Origin of the sequence: Paraburkholderia sp., assembly GCF_050742655.1 — a bacterium.
Classification (GTDB): domain Bacteria; phylum Pseudomonadota; class Gammaproteobacteria; order Burkholderiales; family Burkholderiaceae; genus Paraburkholderia.
Map to the genome: position 1 here is coordinate 1 of NZ_JBOIGG010000022.1, position 15,894 is coordinate 15,894.

Genomic DNA, 15,894 nt, shown 5'->3' on the forward strand with positions numbered 1-15,894 from the left:
CCGTGAAACGACTCCACGCCGATGATAGTGCGGATTGCCCGTGTGAAAGTAGGTAATCGTCAGGCTCCCCAGCAGCAACACCCGCCCCCGCCCGCCCTCAGGCTCGCGGGGGCGTCGTGCTTTATGCCACAGCCTCCGCTATTTCTCCCCAGCCCCTCTCCCCGTCTATATCCCTCGCTCCAACGCCACACATTTGGTGTTCGACTACAGCAACTGGCGTAGTACATCCCGAATGGCAATTTCGAATGGTGTGCGCCTGCCGATACCAAGTTTCTCAAGGTTGCTCGAGTCGAGGTGGCAATCATGAGGCCGCGGCGTAGAGTCGGTCGGCGCTCTTTGCGGGATAAGACAAGCCTCAACTTGCAGGGCTGCTGCCAGATGCGCGGCGATGTCGTACTTTGTCATCGGCTGGTCGCCAGACCAATGGGTAACGCCGCTTACGGTTTTTCCGTGGAAATGTCGAGCGAGTAATTGCCGGATAACGAACGCAACATCCGGTGTGTAAGTTGGATATCGGACGGCCCACGCGTCCATCGTTGCCGGTGCGGTATCAGTTGAGGCAATGATGGACGGCACCAAGCTGGTTACTGCGGATTCTTGCCAATCGGTAACCGGTCCATATAGCAGAGGCAGGCGGAGCACGCACCCGGCGTGTGCGGCATCGATGAGTGCGCGTTCCCCAAGCAATTTGCTGCGGCCATACGCGTTGAGTGGGCACGGCGGGTCGTCGGCCAGGTAAGGTGGCCGAGTGCCGTCAAATACATAATCAGTCGAAATGGACAAAGTCCACGCGTTCACGCGATTGGCTGCCGCAGCTATATTTTGAACTGCCACGACATTCATGGCATGAGCACGCGCCGGCTCCAGTTCACAGACATCCGGTTTGCGCTCTGCGGCAGCAATCACAATAGCGTGCGGCGCCTCGCGGTCGATAAACCGCATGACTTCGCCGGCATTGCAAATATCCAGCGAAATCATCTCTGGGGATACTCGACGGAACGCAGTCGGCACGATACGCCACTCTCGCTCTTTCGCGAGTTCTCTCGCGATTGCCCGACCTAGCAAGCCCGAAGCGCCAATTACCGCAACAGTAAAAGGCATCGGCCGACGCTCGACCATCAGCTGGTGACGATTGCATCGCCGACGACGGTATAGCCCGCGTCGACGATCGCCGCTTCCAGCACTTTCACGAGTTGCTGCGACTCCACAACAACGCGACGCTCCGCGAGATCGACCTTCACTTGTGCGGACGCATCTTGATCGCGAATCGCCTCTGTGACGGCGGCGACACAGTGTTGGCAGCTCATGCCCTCGACGTGGAACTCGGTAGTCATCTTTTACCTCCAGAAAATGAACGGATCGAAAAATCAGCTTAGACCTTCCAAGTGTGGGAAGGTGTAGCATAAAAAATCGAAACTTGGAGCGAATTTGATGAACATTGGCGAAGCGGCAGGCGCGTCCGGAGTTACTGCCAAGATGATCAGATACTACGAAAGCGTTGGCTTGCTGAGTGCCAAAGGGCGTACTCCGGCTGGCTACCGAGTGTACGGGACCAAAGAAATTCACTCGTTGCGTTTTATCCGGCAGGCACGCCGTCTCGGATTTCTCGTGGAGGACATTCGCAAGCTTTTAGCGTTGTGGCAGGATCACTCCCGTGCGAGCGCTGAGGTCAAGTCAATCGCACTCGAGCATGTAGCCGAACTTGACCATCGAATTGCGGAACTGACGGAAATGCGCGATACGCTCACACATCTGGCGAATCATTGTCACGGGAATGCGCGTCCAGATTGCCCGATCATCGAGCGATTGGCGGCTGAACAGCCGTAATTCTGAGGAATGATAAGGTAGCGTGACGAGTCGCAACCGTCGCACTAAGCTGTTGCACGCTCGCAACAAGATTGCACCAAAAAAGTGCAAATCACATCAATCGCCACTTGCCGGTTGATGTAAATTTAATTTAAATCAATGGGTTATTGGAAAAATCTGAGCGCACCATTCCAAAACGGAATGCACATCAGTCGGGCATTTCACTAGCAAAGATCGGTTGGAAGCCTATAATGCGGGTTAACCCTTTTAAGGGAAATCCCTGATGCTCGAATTCACCAGGGGTTCTATTGATCCTTGGAGAACATCATGATTGCGTACCTTCTGGAAAAGCTGAGCAACTGGTTTGAAAGCGCTGAACGTAGCCGCCGTGAGGCCTATCTAGCATCGTCGGCTGACATCGTGCAACTTGAGCAGCGTATTCGTTCGCTCGAGACCAACGGTTACTCGCTGTAAACCGCTCGGCCCAACGCGGCTCGGTAAAGCCACAATGCAGCAGCATCAAAAGCCCCGTTTAGCGGGGCTTTGTCGTTTGTGGCAGGTCGAATGTTTCTGCGGCATGGCGCTGGCGCGAACGCCACGACGAAGGTAAGGTATAAATCATCGGCTGCTGCCTGTCGCAGGCCGTTGATCACTGGATCCGCGCATGCTTTTTATTCGACCATTCCGCTGTTTGCGGCGCTTTGCAGTTCCGACGGCGCTTGCTTCAGTGTTTGCTGTATCGACTGCGCTGGCGGCATCGTCAAGCGGCGGCCAACCGCTGATTCTCGATACGCAGAGGGGGATCAGCGACGGTCAGGGCGGAACAGTACTTCAGACGGCGCCTCTTTCCCATGCGCGGATCGTCGAAGCGCAACCCATTGCGACACCAACCGAACTCGCGCCGAACTCGTCGCCTCCGATTCTCGTTGCACCCTATATCGAGCTTCCCGCGACTGGTCAGTCGCAAGCTGCACCGAAACCTCCGCTACGTGTGCCGGTGTCGCGGCAATAGGCGAGGTTTCAGCCTTAACCTCTGGCGGGGAAGGGGGGCGTTTCCTGGGCGTGTGCATCCTTCCAGTCGTGAACCCGCAGGCGTAACGCTCGAAATTCATGTCACTGGTCAGGCAACGCAGCTCGGTTGCCGGGGAAACACGTCGACTAAACCAGCCACAGCGTACGCTTCAGTCGCCGCGATGTTCGAGCTTGAACTGCGCGGAGCCGTCCTCTTTCAATGCGTCGACGAGCCACGGCATGGTGTCTTTCAGCGTTTTTGCCAGCGTGTAGGGCGGATTGAGCACGAATATGCCGCTGCCGAATAATCCAAAACCATCCGAGGGCGGATTGCCGATCGTCAACGAGACGTGCAGCCAGTTCCTGTCTTGCAATCGCTTCAACTGATCGGGGAATCGCTGGGATTCGAGGCGCGCAACCTGCGGGTACCAGATCACGTAAGTCCCGTTGGCGAAGCGTCGAAGACTCTCTTCGACACATGTGAGCGTCCGTGCGTAGTCGCGTTTGTCTTCATACGAAGGGTCGATCAGCACGAGCGCACGGCGCGGGGGCGGGGGCAACAGCGCCTTGATGCCGTCGAACCCATCGCCGGCATAGAGCAGTGCGCGCCGGCCCGCGTCGCGGAAGTTGTGACGCAGCACATCGATTTCCGTACTGTGCAACTCGAAGAGGCGCATCCGGTCCTGCTCGCGCATCAGTCTCCATGCCAGATACGGTGAGCCCGGGTAGTACCGCAGATGGCCGTCCGGATTGAGCGCGGCCACTTCGTCGAGGTATTCGGCGAGCATGGGCGGCAGATCCTTGCGTTCCCACAGTTTGCCGACACCGGTCTCGAATTCAGCGGTTTTTGTCGCGTAACCTTCTTTCAGCGAATAGACACCGGCGCCTGCATGCGTATCGATGTACCAGTAAGCCTTGTCTTTCTGGCCGAGGTAGCGCAGCAGTTGCACGACAACGGCATGTTTCAGGACGTCGGCGTGGTTTCCGGCATGAAAGGCGTGGCGGTAGCTGAGCATGGTTTCGCGAGAAACGACGTAAACGGGGTCTGTCGGAACACGGTATCGCGCATGTGCCCGGCAGGTCGAGGGGGTCGCGTATTGTACGCGACCCCCTGCGCTTTTCAGCGAAGATGGACTACGGCAACCCCTCGTCCGCTAGTCGTGCGAGTCGCCGACGATCTCCTCGATCTTCAGCTTGATTTCCGGGGTGATCTTCGTTGCGATCTCATGAGCCTTCATATTTTCAGCGATCTGCTCGATGCGCGAGGCGCCGGTGATTACCGTGCTGACATTAGGATTCTTCAAAATCCATGCGATCGCGAGTTGTCCGATCGAACATCCCAGCTCATCCGCGACACCGCCGAGCTTTCCGACAACATCGTTCTTGCCGGTATCCGTTACCTGCTTGCGCAGCCAGTCGTATCCCTGCAGCTGCGCGCGGCTGTCGGCAGGCACGCCGCCGCGATACTTGCCGGTCAGCAGCCCGGACGCGAGCGGACTCCACGTGGTCAACCCCAGTCCGATATCCTCATACAGCCGCTGGTACTCCTGTTCGACGCGCTTGCGATGGAACAGATTGTATTGGGGCTGTTCCATCACGGGCTTATGTAGATGGTGCCGCTCGGCGATCTCATACGCCGCGCGAATTTCGTCGGCGCTCCATTCCGACGTGCCCCAGTACAGCGCCTTGCCGCGCGTGATCATGTCGCTCATCGCCCAGACCGTTTCCTCCACGGGCGTATTGGGATCAGGCCGGTGGCAGAACACGAGATCGACGTAGTCGAGCTGCAGACGTTTCAGCGAACCGTCGATCGCGTTCAGCAGATATTTACGGTTCAGCGTGTGGTACTGATTGGGCGCTTCATTCAAGCCCCAGAAGAATTTCGTGGACACGATATAGCTGACACGCGACCAGCCGAGTTCCTTCAATGCATGCCCCATGATCTCTTCGGATTTTCCGCTCGCGTAGACCTCCGCGTTGTCGAAGAAATTGACGCCGGCATCGCGCGCGGCAGCGAGCGATTCACGGGCCGCGCTCCGGTCCACCTGATTGCCGTACGTAACCCATGAGCCAATGGATAATTCGCTGACTTGCAGGCCGGAGCGGCCGAGTCGCCGGTAGTTCATGCGTGCCTCCTGGAGTGGGGTCGATCGGAATGCCACAGCTTAATCCGATCCGGGCAGGCGCGTAGGCTGCGGTGGCAACCACTGCCGCTTCATATGCCTTCATGCACAATACCAGGCAATGCCGGCGCGCGGTATCCGGCCGGACGGACTATGCCGTTCGGCCAGCTTTCTGCACGCCGGTTGCGATGTAATGATTCACCAACTGGACGACACCGTCGACGTCGTGTTCACGACGGTCGAGGACTTTGCACAAACAGTGCTGTTCCTGTCGTCGTTCCTGAGCGCTGCGCTTGCCGGCCAGTCGTTCCTCGTGAGCCATGGCTGGTTCATGCAGTAAGCCGATCAACGCCCCAAAAGGAGAGCGGCCATGACCGAACGCAATGTCAAACGCACACGCGCGGAAGTACCGGGCGGCGACAGCGCGGCGCGCACAGCCTCAGCAGCAGCGCCAGTCGACTCGTCGAAGTACGAGTCGATTGCGCTGATGCTGCAGGGCGGAGGGGCGCTCGGTGCCTATCAGGCAGGCGTTTATCAGGGTCTCGACGAGGCAGGCATCCGGCCGAACTGGCTCGCCGGCATCTCGATCGGTGCGTTGAACACCGCGATCATCGCGGGTAATGCGCCTGAACATCGCGTCGCGCGGCTGCTCGAATTTTGGGAAACCATCTGTCAGCCGGCTTTCGGTCCGCCGTTGCCGGCGTTCATCGAGCAAACGCTATTCAATTCGACGGACGCGGTGCGTAAAGCGTTCACCGCAATGCAGGCCGTCGGTGCGGTCGTGGAAGGGCAGAAGGGCTTCTTCGTACCGCGCTTCCCGCCGCCGCTGCCCGCTGTGTCTGGACCTCCGCAAGCCGCGAGCTATTACGACACGACGCCGCTCAAATCGACACTCGAACGGCTGTGCGATTTCGACCGGATCAACTCGCGCGAAGTGCGCGTCTCGGTTGGTGCGGTGAACGTCGGTACCGGCAATTTCGCTTACTTCGACAATACCCGCATGACGCTGCGGGCAGAGCATTTCATCGCGTCCGGTGCATTGCCGCCGGGCTTCGCGGCAGTCGAAATCGACGGCGAATACTTCTGGGACGGCGGCCTGATGTCGAACACCCCGCTCTACGAAGTGGTGCAGACTACGCCGCGCTACGACACGCTGGCGTTTCAGGTCGATCTATGGAGTTCGCGCGGACCGGTGCCGGACAACATCACCGACGTTCAGGGCCGCATGAAGGACATCCAGTATTCCAGCCGCACGCGGCTCGTCACGGACATGCTGCAGCGTTCGCAGCGCTTTCGTCATGTCTTGCGTGAGGTACTTGACCGCGTCGCGCCCGAGCATCGCGAGGACTCATGGTGCCGGCTCGCGGAAGATCTCTCATGCTCGAAGCGGTATAACGTGATCCATCTGATCTACCGGCAGAAAGAGTACGAAGGGCAGTTCAAGGATTATCAGTTCGGACTGTCGACGATGCGGGAACATTGGTCGAGCGGTCTGGAAGACATTCGCCAGTCGCTCGCGCAACCCGGCTGGCTCGATATGCCGGATAACGACGCAGGTTTCGTGACTCACGATATCCATCGCGATACGCGTTGAGTCCGGCGGAGTTCGCATCTGGCGCGTGTATCGCAAAAGCAAACGGCGCTCCAAAAGCGAGCGCCGTTCTCACACGCGAAGCCTGAAAAACCCGGCCTCCCGCAGTTTTACTTCAGCACATGTGCAATCGCGTTGGCGACTACGTCGAGATTGCGCGTGTTGAGCGCCGCGACGCAGATGCGACCGGTGCTCACGGCGTAGATGCCGAATTCGTCGCGCAGACGATCGACTTGCGGAGCCGTCAGACCCGAGTAGGAGAACATGCCGCGCTGCGCACTCACAAAGCTGAAATCGCGAGTCGCGCCGGCGCTCTTCAGGCGCTCGACAAGCCCGTTGCGCATCGTGCGGATGCGATCGCGCATTTCGCCGAGTTCGCTTTCCCACGTCGCGCGCAGTTCGGGCGATGCGAGCACTGCAGCGACGACCGAGCCGCCGTGCGTCGGCGGGTTCGAATAGTTCGTGCGAATCACGCGCTTCAGTTGCGACAGCACGCGCGTCGCTTCTTCCTTGCTGCCCGTGATGATCGACAGCGCGCCGACGCGCTCGCCGTACAGCGAGAAGGACTTCGAGAACGACGACGAGACGAACACGTTCAGTTCGGCTGCGGCAAAAAGATGTACCGCGGCGGCATCCGCGTCGATGTCGTCGCCGAAGCCTTGATAGGCGATATCGAGGAACGGAACGAGACCGCGTGCTTTCACGACTTCGACGATCTGCTTCCACTGATCGGTGGTGAGATCGACGCCGGTCGGGTTATGGCAGCACGCGTGCAGCACGACGACGGTGCCCGCGGCGTAGCTGTTCAACGCGTCGAGCATGCCGGCGAAATTCACGCCGTGCGTCGCTGCGTCGTAATACGGGTACGACACGACCTCGAAGCCGGCGCCTTCGAACAGCGCGCGGTGGTTTTCCCAGCTGGGATCGCTGATCGCAACCTTCGCGGCCGGGTTCAGGCGCTTCAGGAAATCCGCGCCGATCTTCAGTGCGCCCGTGCCGCCGAGTGCCTGCGCCGTCACGACACGGCCCGCTGCGATCAGCGGCGAGTCGTTGCCGAGCAGCAGTTTTTGCACGGCGGCATCATAGGCGGCGATTCCTTCGATCGGCAGGTAGCCGCGCGGCAGCGCTGCCTCGACACGTGCCTTTTCCGCGTCGCGCACGGCACGCAGCAGCGGAATCTTGCCTTCCTCGTTGGTGTAGACGCCCACGCCGAGATTGACCTTGGTGGTGCGGGTGTCGGCGTTGAAGGCTTCGTTCAGGCCCAGGATCGGGTCGCGGGGGGCAAGTTCGACGGCGGAAAAGAGAGACATGATGGGATCGGCAGTAGTGAGAAGAAGGCTTCAGGCGCGGCTGGCCGGTCGTGGCTCGATGAGGCGAGCGGTGTGCGGCTGACGCGCGTAACACGCCATTGTAGCGAATCCGTGCCCGTTTTTTAGGCTGGATCGTGTTGGCAGGCGGGTTTTTCCACGCCGGCGCTGGCTGCTGCCAGCGTACTGTCAGCAAGCCGGGTATAGACCCGGCTCCAGGCGGCCCAAACCGCTAAAATAGTCCTTTGCTCCCGCCGAGGATGCCGCATCCATGTCCGAACATCACCTGTCCGAGGTCGACGACGCGCTCGACGAGTCGAAATTCGTCGCATTCGAGGGCTCACCGTTCCAGCTGTATCAGCCTTATCTGCCGGCCGGCGATCAGCCGACAGCGATCGAGACGCTCGTCGAGGGTATCGAGGACGGCCTGTCGTTCCAGACGCTGCTCGGCGTGACCGGGTCGGGCAAGACGTTCACGATGGCGAATGTGATCGCGCGGCTCGGCCGCCCGGCCATCGTCTTCGCGCCCAACAAGACGCTCGCCGCCCAGCTGTATTCGGAGTTCCGCGAGTTCTTCCCACGCAACGCGGTCGAGTACTTCGTGTCGTACTACGACTACTACCAGCCCGAGGCCTACGTGCCGCAGCGGGATCTGTTTATCGAAAAGGACTCGTCGATCAACGAGCACATCGAACAGATGCGGCTGTCGGCGACCAAGAGCCTGATGGAGCGCCGCGACGTCGTGATTGTCGCGACCGTGTCGGCGATCTACGGTATCGGCAATCCGTCCGAGTACCACAAGATGATCCTGACGCTGCGCACCGGCGACAAGATCGGGCAGCGTGAGGTCATCGCGCGGCTGATCGCGATGCAGTACACGCGCAACGAAGCGGACTTCCAGCGCGGCGCGTTCCGCGTGCGCGGCGATACGATCGACATCTTTCCGGCGGAGCACGCCGAGATGGCGGTGCGCATCGAACTGTTCGACGACGAGGTCGAAACGCTGCAGCTGTTCGATCCGCTGACAGGCCGTGTGCGGCAGAAAATTACGCGCTTCACCGTATATCCGTCGTCGCACTACGTGACGCCGCGCGAAACCGTGATGCGCGCGGTCGAAACGATCAAGACCGAGCTTCGCGAGCGGCTCGAGTTCTTTCATCGCGACACCAAGCTGGTCGAAGCGCAGCGTATCGAGCAGCGCACGCGTTTCGATCTGGAGATGCTGCAGGAGCTCGGCTTCTGCAAGGGCATCGAGAACTACTCGCGGCACTTTTCGGGCGCGGCGCCGGGCGAACCGCCGCCGACGCTAGTCGACTATCTGCCGACCGACGCGCTGATGCTGCTCGACGAATCGCACGTGCTGATTGGCCAGTTGAACGGCATGTACAACGGCGACCGGGCGCGCAAGGAGAATCTCGTCGATTACGGTTTCCGGCTACCGTCCGCGCTTGATAACCGGCCTCTGAAGTTCAACGAGTTCGAACGCAAGATGCGCCAGGTCGTGTTCGTTTCGGCCACGCCGGCGGACTACGAAAAGAAGACATCGGGGCAGGTCGCCGAGCAGCTGGTGCGCCCCACCGGCCTCGTCGATCCGGAAATCGAAGTGCGTCCGGCGACGAGCCAGGTCGACGACATCCTGTCCGAGATCAACGAACGCGTGAAGGTGGGCGATCGCGTACTGGTCACCGTGCTGACGAAACGTATGGCCGAGCAGCTCACCGAGTTCCTGTCGGATCACGGTGTGAAGGTGCGCTATCTGCACAGCGACATCGACACGGTGGAGCGGGTCGAAATCATCCGCGATCTGCGGCTCGGCACGTTCGACGTGCTCGTTGGGATCAACCTGCTGCGCGAAGGGCTCGACATTCCGGAAGTGTCGCTCGTCGCGATTCTCGACGCGGACAAGGAAGGCTTCCTGCGCGCCGAGCGCTCGCTGATCCAGACGGTCGGTCGTGCTGCGCGCAACGTGAACGGCAAGGCGATCCTGTACGCCGACAGGATGACCGACTCGATGCGTCGCGCGATCGACGAGACTGAACGTCGGCGGGCGAAGCAGATTGCCTTCAACCTGGAAAATGGCATTACGCCGCGCGGCGTGGTGAAGCGGATCAAGGACATCATCGACGGTGTGTACAACGTCGACGAAGCACGCGCCGAGCTGAAGGAGCAACAGCAGCGCGCGAAATTCGAGGACATGTCCGAGAAGCAGCTCGCGAAGGAACTCAAGCGGCTCGAGAAGCAGATGATGGAGCACGCGAAGAATCTCGAATTCGAAAAGGCCGCTCAGGCACGCGATCAGCTCGCGCTGCTGCGCGAACGCGTTTTCGGCGCGAACGTCGGCGATCATCTGACCGGCACCTGAAGCGTCACGAGCGAAGCATGAACGCAGCGTCGGAGAGGCGCTCGCGTTCGATTCCTGCCATACCGGTTCTGCGAGTCCGCAGAGACTGTCAACCCCCTTCCACGAGCTTTCATCATTGTTCCGGCCGCGGAACGATGTTAAACTCATATTGAGAATGGTTCGCATTAACGTGTTTCGTCGCTTTTCAGGGTCGCTTCCGGAGCGGCGATACGCGAAGAGCGTCCGTTGAGAAGGTCAGTAGCCGGTCTATCAGATAAAAACAAGGAGTTGCAATGCAGGTTTCTTCATTCTTGCGTGCCGGCCTGATGGCCGCCGCAATCGGCGCCGCCGTGTCGGTTTCGGCTGCCGAATTCCCGATCGGCAAGCAGCAGATCCAGGGCGGCATGGAAATCGGCGCGGTGTATCTGCAGCCGATCACGATGGAGCCGGAAGGCATGATGCGCAAGGCGTCGGATTCGGACGTCCATCTCGAGGCCGACATCCACGCGGTGAAGAACAACCCGACCGGTTTCGCCGAAGGCGACTGGATGCCGTATCTGCAGGTTCACTACGAGCTGTCGAAGGCCAACTGGTCGCAGAAAGGCGATCTGATGGCGATGGTGGCGAGCGACGGTCCGCACTACGGCGACAACGTCAAACTGGCTGGCCCGGGCAAATACCATCTGAAGCTGATCGTCGAACCGCCGATGCAGACCGGCCACATGGCGTTCGGCCGTCACGTCGACAAGGAAACCGGCGTGGGTCCGTGGTTCAAGCCGTTCACGCTCGAGTACGACTTCACGTACGCCGGCATCGGCAAAAAGGGCGGCTACTGATCGCGTAGCGGCTAGCGGCGGATAACGGCGGATAACGGCGACAAAGTCTTCAGGAAGGGGCAATGGGAATCAACAGGAAGTTCGCGCTGCTTGCCGCGACGATGCTCTTCGCCGGCGTGGCACAGGCAGTGGATCTGCCGACTTTCAAGCTGGAGATGAGCGACGGCAAGCTGAACCCGGCGCGGATCGAAGTGCCGGCTGGTCAGCGTATCAAGATCGAGATCGTGAATACGGGCAAGGGCGCGGCGGAGTTCGAGAGCGTTCAGCTACGCAAGGAAAAGGTTCTGGCGCCGGGAGCGGACTCGTTCGTCGTGATCGCGCCGCTTTCGCCGGGCGAGTACAAGTTCTTCGACGATTTCCATCAGCAGGCCCAAGGGGTCATCGTCGCGAAGTAGTGGGCGAAGCATGGGCGTAAGGCGTTCGCCTGGCAATGGAGGATATCGATGGGTCAGGTGATGTTCATCGTATGGCGAGAAAGCGTCGAGGCGCTGCTCGTCGTCGGCATTCTGTACGCGTGGCTGAGGAACGGCGACGCTGACGCGCGGCGCGGCCTGCCGTACCTGTGGGCTGGCGTCGGGGTCGGGGTGCTCGCGGCGATCGCGCTCGGCGCGGCGCTCGTCGGGTTTACCGAGGTCCTGTCCGGTGACGCGCAGGATTATTTTCAGACCGCGATGGTGCTGGTCGCGTGCGTGCTGATCGTGCAGATGGTGCTGTGGATGAAACAGCACGGCCGCACGCTGAAGCGCGACATGGAACAGTCGCTGCGGCAGAGCACACGCAATTCGAACGGGTGGGGCGTTGCGGTGCTGGTCGCGCTCGCCATTGCCCGCGAAGGCAGCGAGACGGTGATCTTTCTGTACGGCCTCGGCTTTGGGCAGACGGGGCACGTCGACGGCAGCCAGATTCTCGCGGTGTTGATCGGCCTCGGGCTCGCGTTCCTCACGTTCTATATGCTGCAACTCGGCGGGAAAGTGTTCTCATGGCGGCATTTTTTCCGCGTCACTGAAATCATGCTGCTGCTTCTCGGCGCGGGGCTGTTCCAGACTGGCGTCGACAAGCTGATCGACAAGGAGATCCTGCCGACGCTCGTCGATCAGCTGTGGAATACGTCCGCAGTACTCGACGATTCCAGCACGTTCGGCTCGCTCGTCGCGACACTGACCGGCTATCGCGCGCATCCGGCATTGATGAACCTGCTTGCGTACGCGCTTTACTGGGTCGTCGTCTATCTGCTGGTGCGTCGCGCGTCGCGCGGGCCGGCGCAGCGAACAGCGGGACGCGCGGCATGACGAGCGTCGCCGTCCGCCCGGGCCGCCTTGCCGGGGCCGGTCAATGGATGCAGCGACATGGCGCGGCTATCCGCGGCATCCAGTGGATCGTCGTCGCGGTCTATGCCTTTCTGATTCTCGTCCCGGCATTCACGCCGCTGCCCGACGACAGCGCGCATCTGTGGAACAACCTGACGCTGGCCGCGCAGTTCGTCTTCTGGGGTATCTGGTGGCCATTCGTGCTGCTGTCGATGGTGATGCTGGGTCGCGTGTGGTGCGGCGTGCTGTGTCCAGAAGGCGCGCTCGCCGAGTTCGCGAGCAAGTATGGCCGCGGCCGGGCTATTCCGCACTGGATGCGCTGGGGCGGCTGGCCGTTCGTGGCCTTCGGCCTGACGACCATCTACGGGCAGATGGTGAGCGTCTACCAGTATCCGAAAGCGGTGCTGCTGGTACTGGGCGGATCGACCTTCGCCGCGATGATCATTGGCTTGCTGTATGGGCGCGAGAAGCGCGTCTGGTGCAAGTATCTCTGCCCTGTCAACGGGGTTTTTTCGCTTCTGGCGCGGCTTGCGCCATTCCACTACAAGGTCGATGAGGACGCGTGGCGTCGCTCGTATAAAGAGGGCGAGCACGGACATCGCGTGGTCCCGATCAATTGTGCGCCGCTGTTGCCGCTGCGGAAGATGAAGGGCGCCGAGGCGTGCCACATGTGCGGCCGCTGCGCCGGCCATCGGGATGCGATTGCGCTGACCTGGCGCGCGCCGTCCACCGAGGTCGTCGATCTCGGCGACAAACAGGCGAGCGCATGGGATACCGCGTTGATCCTGTATGGCCTGCTCGGCATCGCGATCGGCGCTTTCCACTGGACCGCGTCGACGTGGTTCGTCGATCTGAAGACTTTCTTCGCCACCTGGCTGATCGATCGCGACATCACGTGGCCGCTCGAGACCAACGCGCCGTGGTTCCTCTTCACGCATTACCCCGATCAGAACGACGTGTTCTCGTGGCTCGACGGGACGATGGTGATCGGCTACATCCTTGCGACCGCAGTCGTCTATGGCACGACGCTGCTCGTGCTGCTGGCCGGTGCGACGCGGATGTTGGGGCGCTTCGAATGGCGTCGGCTGCATCATCTGGCGCAGGGGCTAATTCCGATCGCGGGTGCTGGCGTGTTCCTCGGCCTGTCCGCGACGACGCTGTCGCTGCTGCGCTCGGAGCACGTACCGCTGTGGTGGGCGTCGGAGCTGCGCATCGCGATTCTCGTCGTCGCCAACGTGTGGAGCGCGTGGCTCGCGTGGCTCGTTACCCGTCGCTATACCGAACGCCTCGTGCCGCGCCTGCTGTCGCTGGCGTGGTTCGCCGCCGCACTGGCTGTCGTCGACAGCGCATGGTGGCTGATGTTCTGGGGCTGGTCGCGCTAGTCTTGCATCGCTGACCGCACGCCTTTCGCCGCATTCTGCAAAAACCACGTATCAATCGATCCGGAGATGTCCTGTGAGAACCCGACCCGCACTGACCGACGATGACGTCAGGAAAATGGCCGACGCCGCACACGCCCATGCCGCTGACAACCAGTGGAACGTGACGATCGCGATCGTCGACGACGGCGGCCATCTGTTTCATCTGCATCGAATGGAAAAGGCCGCGCCGTCCTCGGTCGACATCGCGACCGGCAAGGCGCGTACTGCTGCGCTCGGTCGGCGCGAAAGCAAGGTCTACGAGGACATCATCAAACAGGGGCGGGTCGCGTTCCTCAGCGCGCCGATGGTCGGCATGCTGGAAGGCGGTGTGCCGGTGATCGCCGACGGCGAAGTGGTGGGGGCGATCGGCGTGTCGGGCGTGAAGTCGGATCAGGATGCGGCGATTGCCCGCGCGGGCATCGCGGCGCTGGGGCTCAGCTAATCGAGACTGCGTAACAACACCGCGCATCAATAGGCAAAGGCCTTGCAGATGATCTTCATCTGCAAGGCCTTTTGTACTTCCAGGACTTCGATGCTGGCGTCAATTGCCCGACAGGCAAGAGCGCATTGCGGTGAGAACCAGAAAAAGCGGCCTGGCTGGCTGTGACGGCTGGCTTGGTGTCTGCACGAAGGGGTCTAGATCTCGCGTGCAAGCCGTCGTGGCTGGCTAAGGCCTAACACCTCTCGAGGAGGTGGTCCCCACAATACCCGGTACTTACTTCGTCAAAATGAGCTTGCCCAGACGCGTCGCACGCAGCTGATAAGTCTCGCCGTTGTGCATGATGCTGACGTGGCTGCGGCCTTGCAGCAGTGCATCGCTACGCACCACAGTGTCCGTTGAATCGGCAGGCGGGACGCTTCGCGAAACGGACGACGGCGCGGTGCTGCCCGTAACCGATGGAGCCTGCGACCCTGCCTTGGGACCGCTGGTCAGCGCGGCGGTCGGGCGGCGCAGGCTAAGCGTGGAAGAGCGCGTCAGGTCGGTCATTCGTTCCATCGGTTTGTCGATTCGATGGAGTGATTCTAAATGATAATGGTTCTTATTAACAAGAAGAAGAATTGATCGGAAGGGGATTCCGATAGTCGAGACGGGGGAGGCGCCGCAGACGAACTGCGGCGCTGGCGGATCAATGCAGCGGACCGGCGTCCTTGGGACTCAGCACGTATTGCCGGATCAATCGCACGGTGTCGATGTCGGACTCGCGGTAGGCGGACTTGACGATCTCCTGGGTCTGGCGGGCGTCTTCGCTTTCGTCGACGGGCAGGCTCGTGGTGTATTCGAAGCGCAGGAATAGCTGCAGCTCGTCCGGTTGCTCGATCGTCATGGTCAGCGAGCCGCCGACGTAGCTGTCGGTGGCGAGAATGTCGTATCGCACGCTGTTGTTCGGCTGCAGCGTGACGCGGTCGCGCACGGTGGCCTGGCCGTAATGCAGCTCGCGCTCGAGCGTGCTCTCGGTCCGCGAGACGATCGTGCAGCTGTCGAGTCCGAGCACGAACAGCTGCGGCTGTTCCGCGCGCAGCACGAGTCCTTCCCACAGTTGCTCGCGGGTCATTGTGTCGACGAACGGATTCAACGGATCGTTGATCTGGATCAGGTGTTCGAAATTCAAAACGGCAGCTTCCTTTTCAAGCGCATCGTCGGTCGATGCCAGTGCTGGAGCGAGGACGCGATCACGCAGCGGCCAGCCCCGTGCGGATCGTGATCGGACGCGTGAGGATCTTGTGGACTGGGCACGCATTCGCAATTTGCAAAAGCCGTTCCCGCTGTTCATCCGACAGGTCGCCTTCGAGCACAACCCGGCGGTCGATCGTCGAACCGGTGTCGCCGGTTTCGATCGACAGCGTGACGTGCACATTGTCGAGCGGCCAGCCCTTGCGTTGCGCGTACATTTTCAACGTGATCGACGTACACGCACCGAGGCTCGACAGCAGCAGATCGACGGGCGTCGGGCCGCGATCGCCGCCGCCGACCGATTCGGGTTCGTCGCCGAGCCACGTATGTCTGCCGTTGTCGAGCACGACCTGAAAATCTGCCGAACCGGTGTGTGCGGTAACGCTGGACCCTGCCATGAAGACTCCTGATCGGGAATAGGCCTGCCGCGCAAGGCGGCGCGAGCCGTTATTGTGACCGAAGTGACCGGAGTCGGTTAC

Annotated in this window: 17 protein-coding genes and 1 pseudogene; 10 read left to right on the plus strand and 8 right to left on the minus strand. The window is 60.9% G+C overall.

The window, feature by feature from the left end:
- Positions 1-204: 204 nt before the first annotated feature.
- Complete coding sequence (locus ACREXZ_RS25820) at positions 205-1,101, minus strand: dTDP-4-dehydrorhamnose reductase family protein (protein ID WP_431766967.1); 897 nt, start codon at positions 1,099-1,101, stop codon at positions 205-207.
- A gap of 17 nt (positions 1,102-1,118) precedes the next feature.
- Positions 1,119-1,334: a heavy-metal-associated domain-containing protein gene (locus ACREXZ_RS25825; protein ID WP_431766968.1), complete on the minus strand. Its 216-nt coding sequence runs from the start codon at positions 1,332-1,334 to the stop codon at positions 1,119-1,121.
- Positions 1,335-1,431: 97 nt separating this feature from the next.
- On the opposite strand from ACREXZ_RS25825, the gene cueR reads away from it, so the two are divergent.
- Together cueR and ACREXZ_RS25835 are read left to right on the plus strand one after the other, a co-directional pair.
- Positions 1,432-1,827 carry a Cu(I)-responsive transcriptional regulator gene (gene cueR / locus ACREXZ_RS25830; RefSeq protein ID WP_431766969.1) on the plus strand — a complete coding sequence of 132 codons (396 nt, stop codon included), beginning with the start codon at positions 1,432-1,434 and terminating at the stop codon, positions 1,825-1,827.
- 306 nt (positions 1,828-2,133) lie between these two features.
- A complete protein-coding gene (locus ACREXZ_RS25835; protein WP_431766970.1) occupies positions 2,134-2,280 on the plus strand; it encodes a DUF3563 family protein in 147 nt (48 codons plus the stop codon).
- Positions 2,281-2,987: 707 nt separating this feature from the next.
- On the opposite strand, the gene ACREXZ_RS25840 is transcribed toward ACREXZ_RS25835, so the two are convergent.
- Together ACREXZ_RS25840 and ACREXZ_RS25845 are read right to left on the minus strand one after the other, a co-directional pair.
- Positions 2,988-3,833 (minus strand): 23S rRNA (adenine(2030)-N(6))-methyltransferase RlmJ, encoded by an 846-nt coding sequence (locus ACREXZ_RS25840; protein ID WP_431766971.1) that lies wholly within the window; start codon positions 3,831-3,833, stop codon positions 2,988-2,990.
- Positions 3,834-3,971: 138 nt separating this feature from the next.
- On the minus strand, positions 3,972-4,943 hold the full coding sequence (locus tag ACREXZ_RS25845) for a potassium channel beta subunit family protein (RefSeq protein WP_431766972.1): 972 nt from the start codon (positions 4,941-4,943) through the stop codon (positions 3,972-3,974).
- A 202-nt stretch (positions 4,944-5,145) separates the two neighbouring features.
- Here ACREXZ_RS25845 and ACREXZ_RS25850 point away from each other — a divergent pair.
- Positions 5,146-5,280 (plus strand): annotated as a pseudogene (locus tag ACREXZ_RS25850) (3-hydroxybutyrate dehydrogenase); the annotation flags it as partial.
- A 30-nt stretch (positions 5,281-5,310) separates the two neighbouring features.
- Positions 5,311-6,534: a DUF3734 domain-containing protein gene (locus tag ACREXZ_RS25855; protein WP_431766973.1), complete on the plus strand. Its 1,224-nt coding sequence runs from the start codon at positions 5,311-5,313 to the stop codon at positions 6,532-6,534.
- A 107-nt stretch (positions 6,535-6,641) separates the two neighbouring features.
- On the opposite strand, the gene ACREXZ_RS25860 is transcribed toward ACREXZ_RS25855, so the two are convergent.
- Entirely contained in the window at positions 6,642-7,841 is a 1,200-nt protein-coding gene (locus ACREXZ_RS25860) for an amino acid aminotransferase (protein WP_431766974.1), read from the minus strand.
- A gap of 268 nt (positions 7,842-8,109) precedes the next feature.
- Between ACREXZ_RS25860 and uvrB the strand changes: the two genes are divergently transcribed.
- The 6 genes from uvrB to ACREXZ_RS25890 all read left to right on the plus strand — a co-directional run bounded on the left by uvrB (position 8,110) and on the right by ACREXZ_RS25890 (position 14,185).
- Positions 8,110-10,200, plus strand: coding sequence for an excinuclease ABC subunit UvrB (gene uvrB, locus ACREXZ_RS25865; protein ID WP_431766975.1), 2,091 nt, complete (start codon positions 8,110-8,112; stop codon positions 10,198-10,200).
- 272 nt (positions 10,201-10,472) lie between these two features.
- Positions 10,473-11,015: an iron transporter gene (locus tag ACREXZ_RS25870; protein ID WP_431766976.1), complete on the plus strand. Its 543-nt coding sequence runs from the start codon at positions 10,473-10,475 to the stop codon at positions 11,013-11,015.
- Between the two features lie 62 nt (positions 11,016-11,077).
- Entirely contained in the window at positions 11,078-11,410 is a 333-nt protein-coding gene (locus tag ACREXZ_RS25875) for a cupredoxin domain-containing protein (protein ID WP_431766977.1), read from the plus strand.
- A gap of 48 nt (positions 11,411-11,458) precedes the next feature.
- On the plus strand, positions 11,459-12,304 hold the full coding sequence (locus tag ACREXZ_RS25880; RefSeq protein WP_431766978.1) for an FTR1 family iron permease: 846 nt from the start codon (positions 11,459-11,461) through the stop codon (positions 12,302-12,304).
- Entirely contained in the window at positions 12,301-13,704 is a 1,404-nt protein-coding gene (locus tag ACREXZ_RS25885) for a 4Fe-4S binding protein (protein WP_431766979.1), read from the plus strand. Before ACREXZ_RS25880 ends, ACREXZ_RS25885 begins: the two co-directional genes overlap by 4 nt.
- 73 nt (positions 13,705-13,777) lie before the next feature.
- Positions 13,778-14,185: a GlcG/HbpS family heme-binding protein gene (locus tag ACREXZ_RS25890; protein WP_431766980.1), complete on the plus strand. Its 408-nt coding sequence runs from the start codon at positions 13,778-13,780 to the stop codon at positions 14,183-14,185.
- A gap of 273 nt (positions 14,186-14,458) precedes the next feature.
- Here the strand turns inward: ACREXZ_RS25890 and ACREXZ_RS25895 are convergent, their stop codons facing one another.
- The 3 genes from ACREXZ_RS25895 to ACREXZ_RS25905 all read right to left on the minus strand — a co-directional run bounded on the left by ACREXZ_RS25895 (position 14,459) and on the right by ACREXZ_RS25905 (position 15,813).
- Positions 14,459-14,731: a hemin uptake protein HemP gene (locus ACREXZ_RS25895; protein ID WP_431766981.1), complete on the minus strand. Its 273-nt coding sequence runs from the start codon at positions 14,729-14,731 to the stop codon at positions 14,459-14,461.
- A gap of 139 nt (positions 14,732-14,870) precedes the next feature.
- On the minus strand, positions 14,871-15,353 hold the full coding sequence (locus ACREXZ_RS25900; protein ID WP_431766982.1) for an SRPBCC family protein: 483 nt from the start codon (positions 15,351-15,353) through the stop codon (positions 14,871-14,873).
- A gap of 61 nt (positions 15,354-15,414) precedes the next feature.
- The gene (locus tag ACREXZ_RS25905) at positions 15,415-15,813 is read right to left on the minus strand and encodes an OsmC family protein (protein WP_431766983.1); all 399 of its coding nucleotides are present in this window, start codon (positions 15,811-15,813) and stop codon (positions 15,415-15,417) included.
- Between the last annotated feature and the right edge of the window lie 81 nt (positions 15,814-15,894).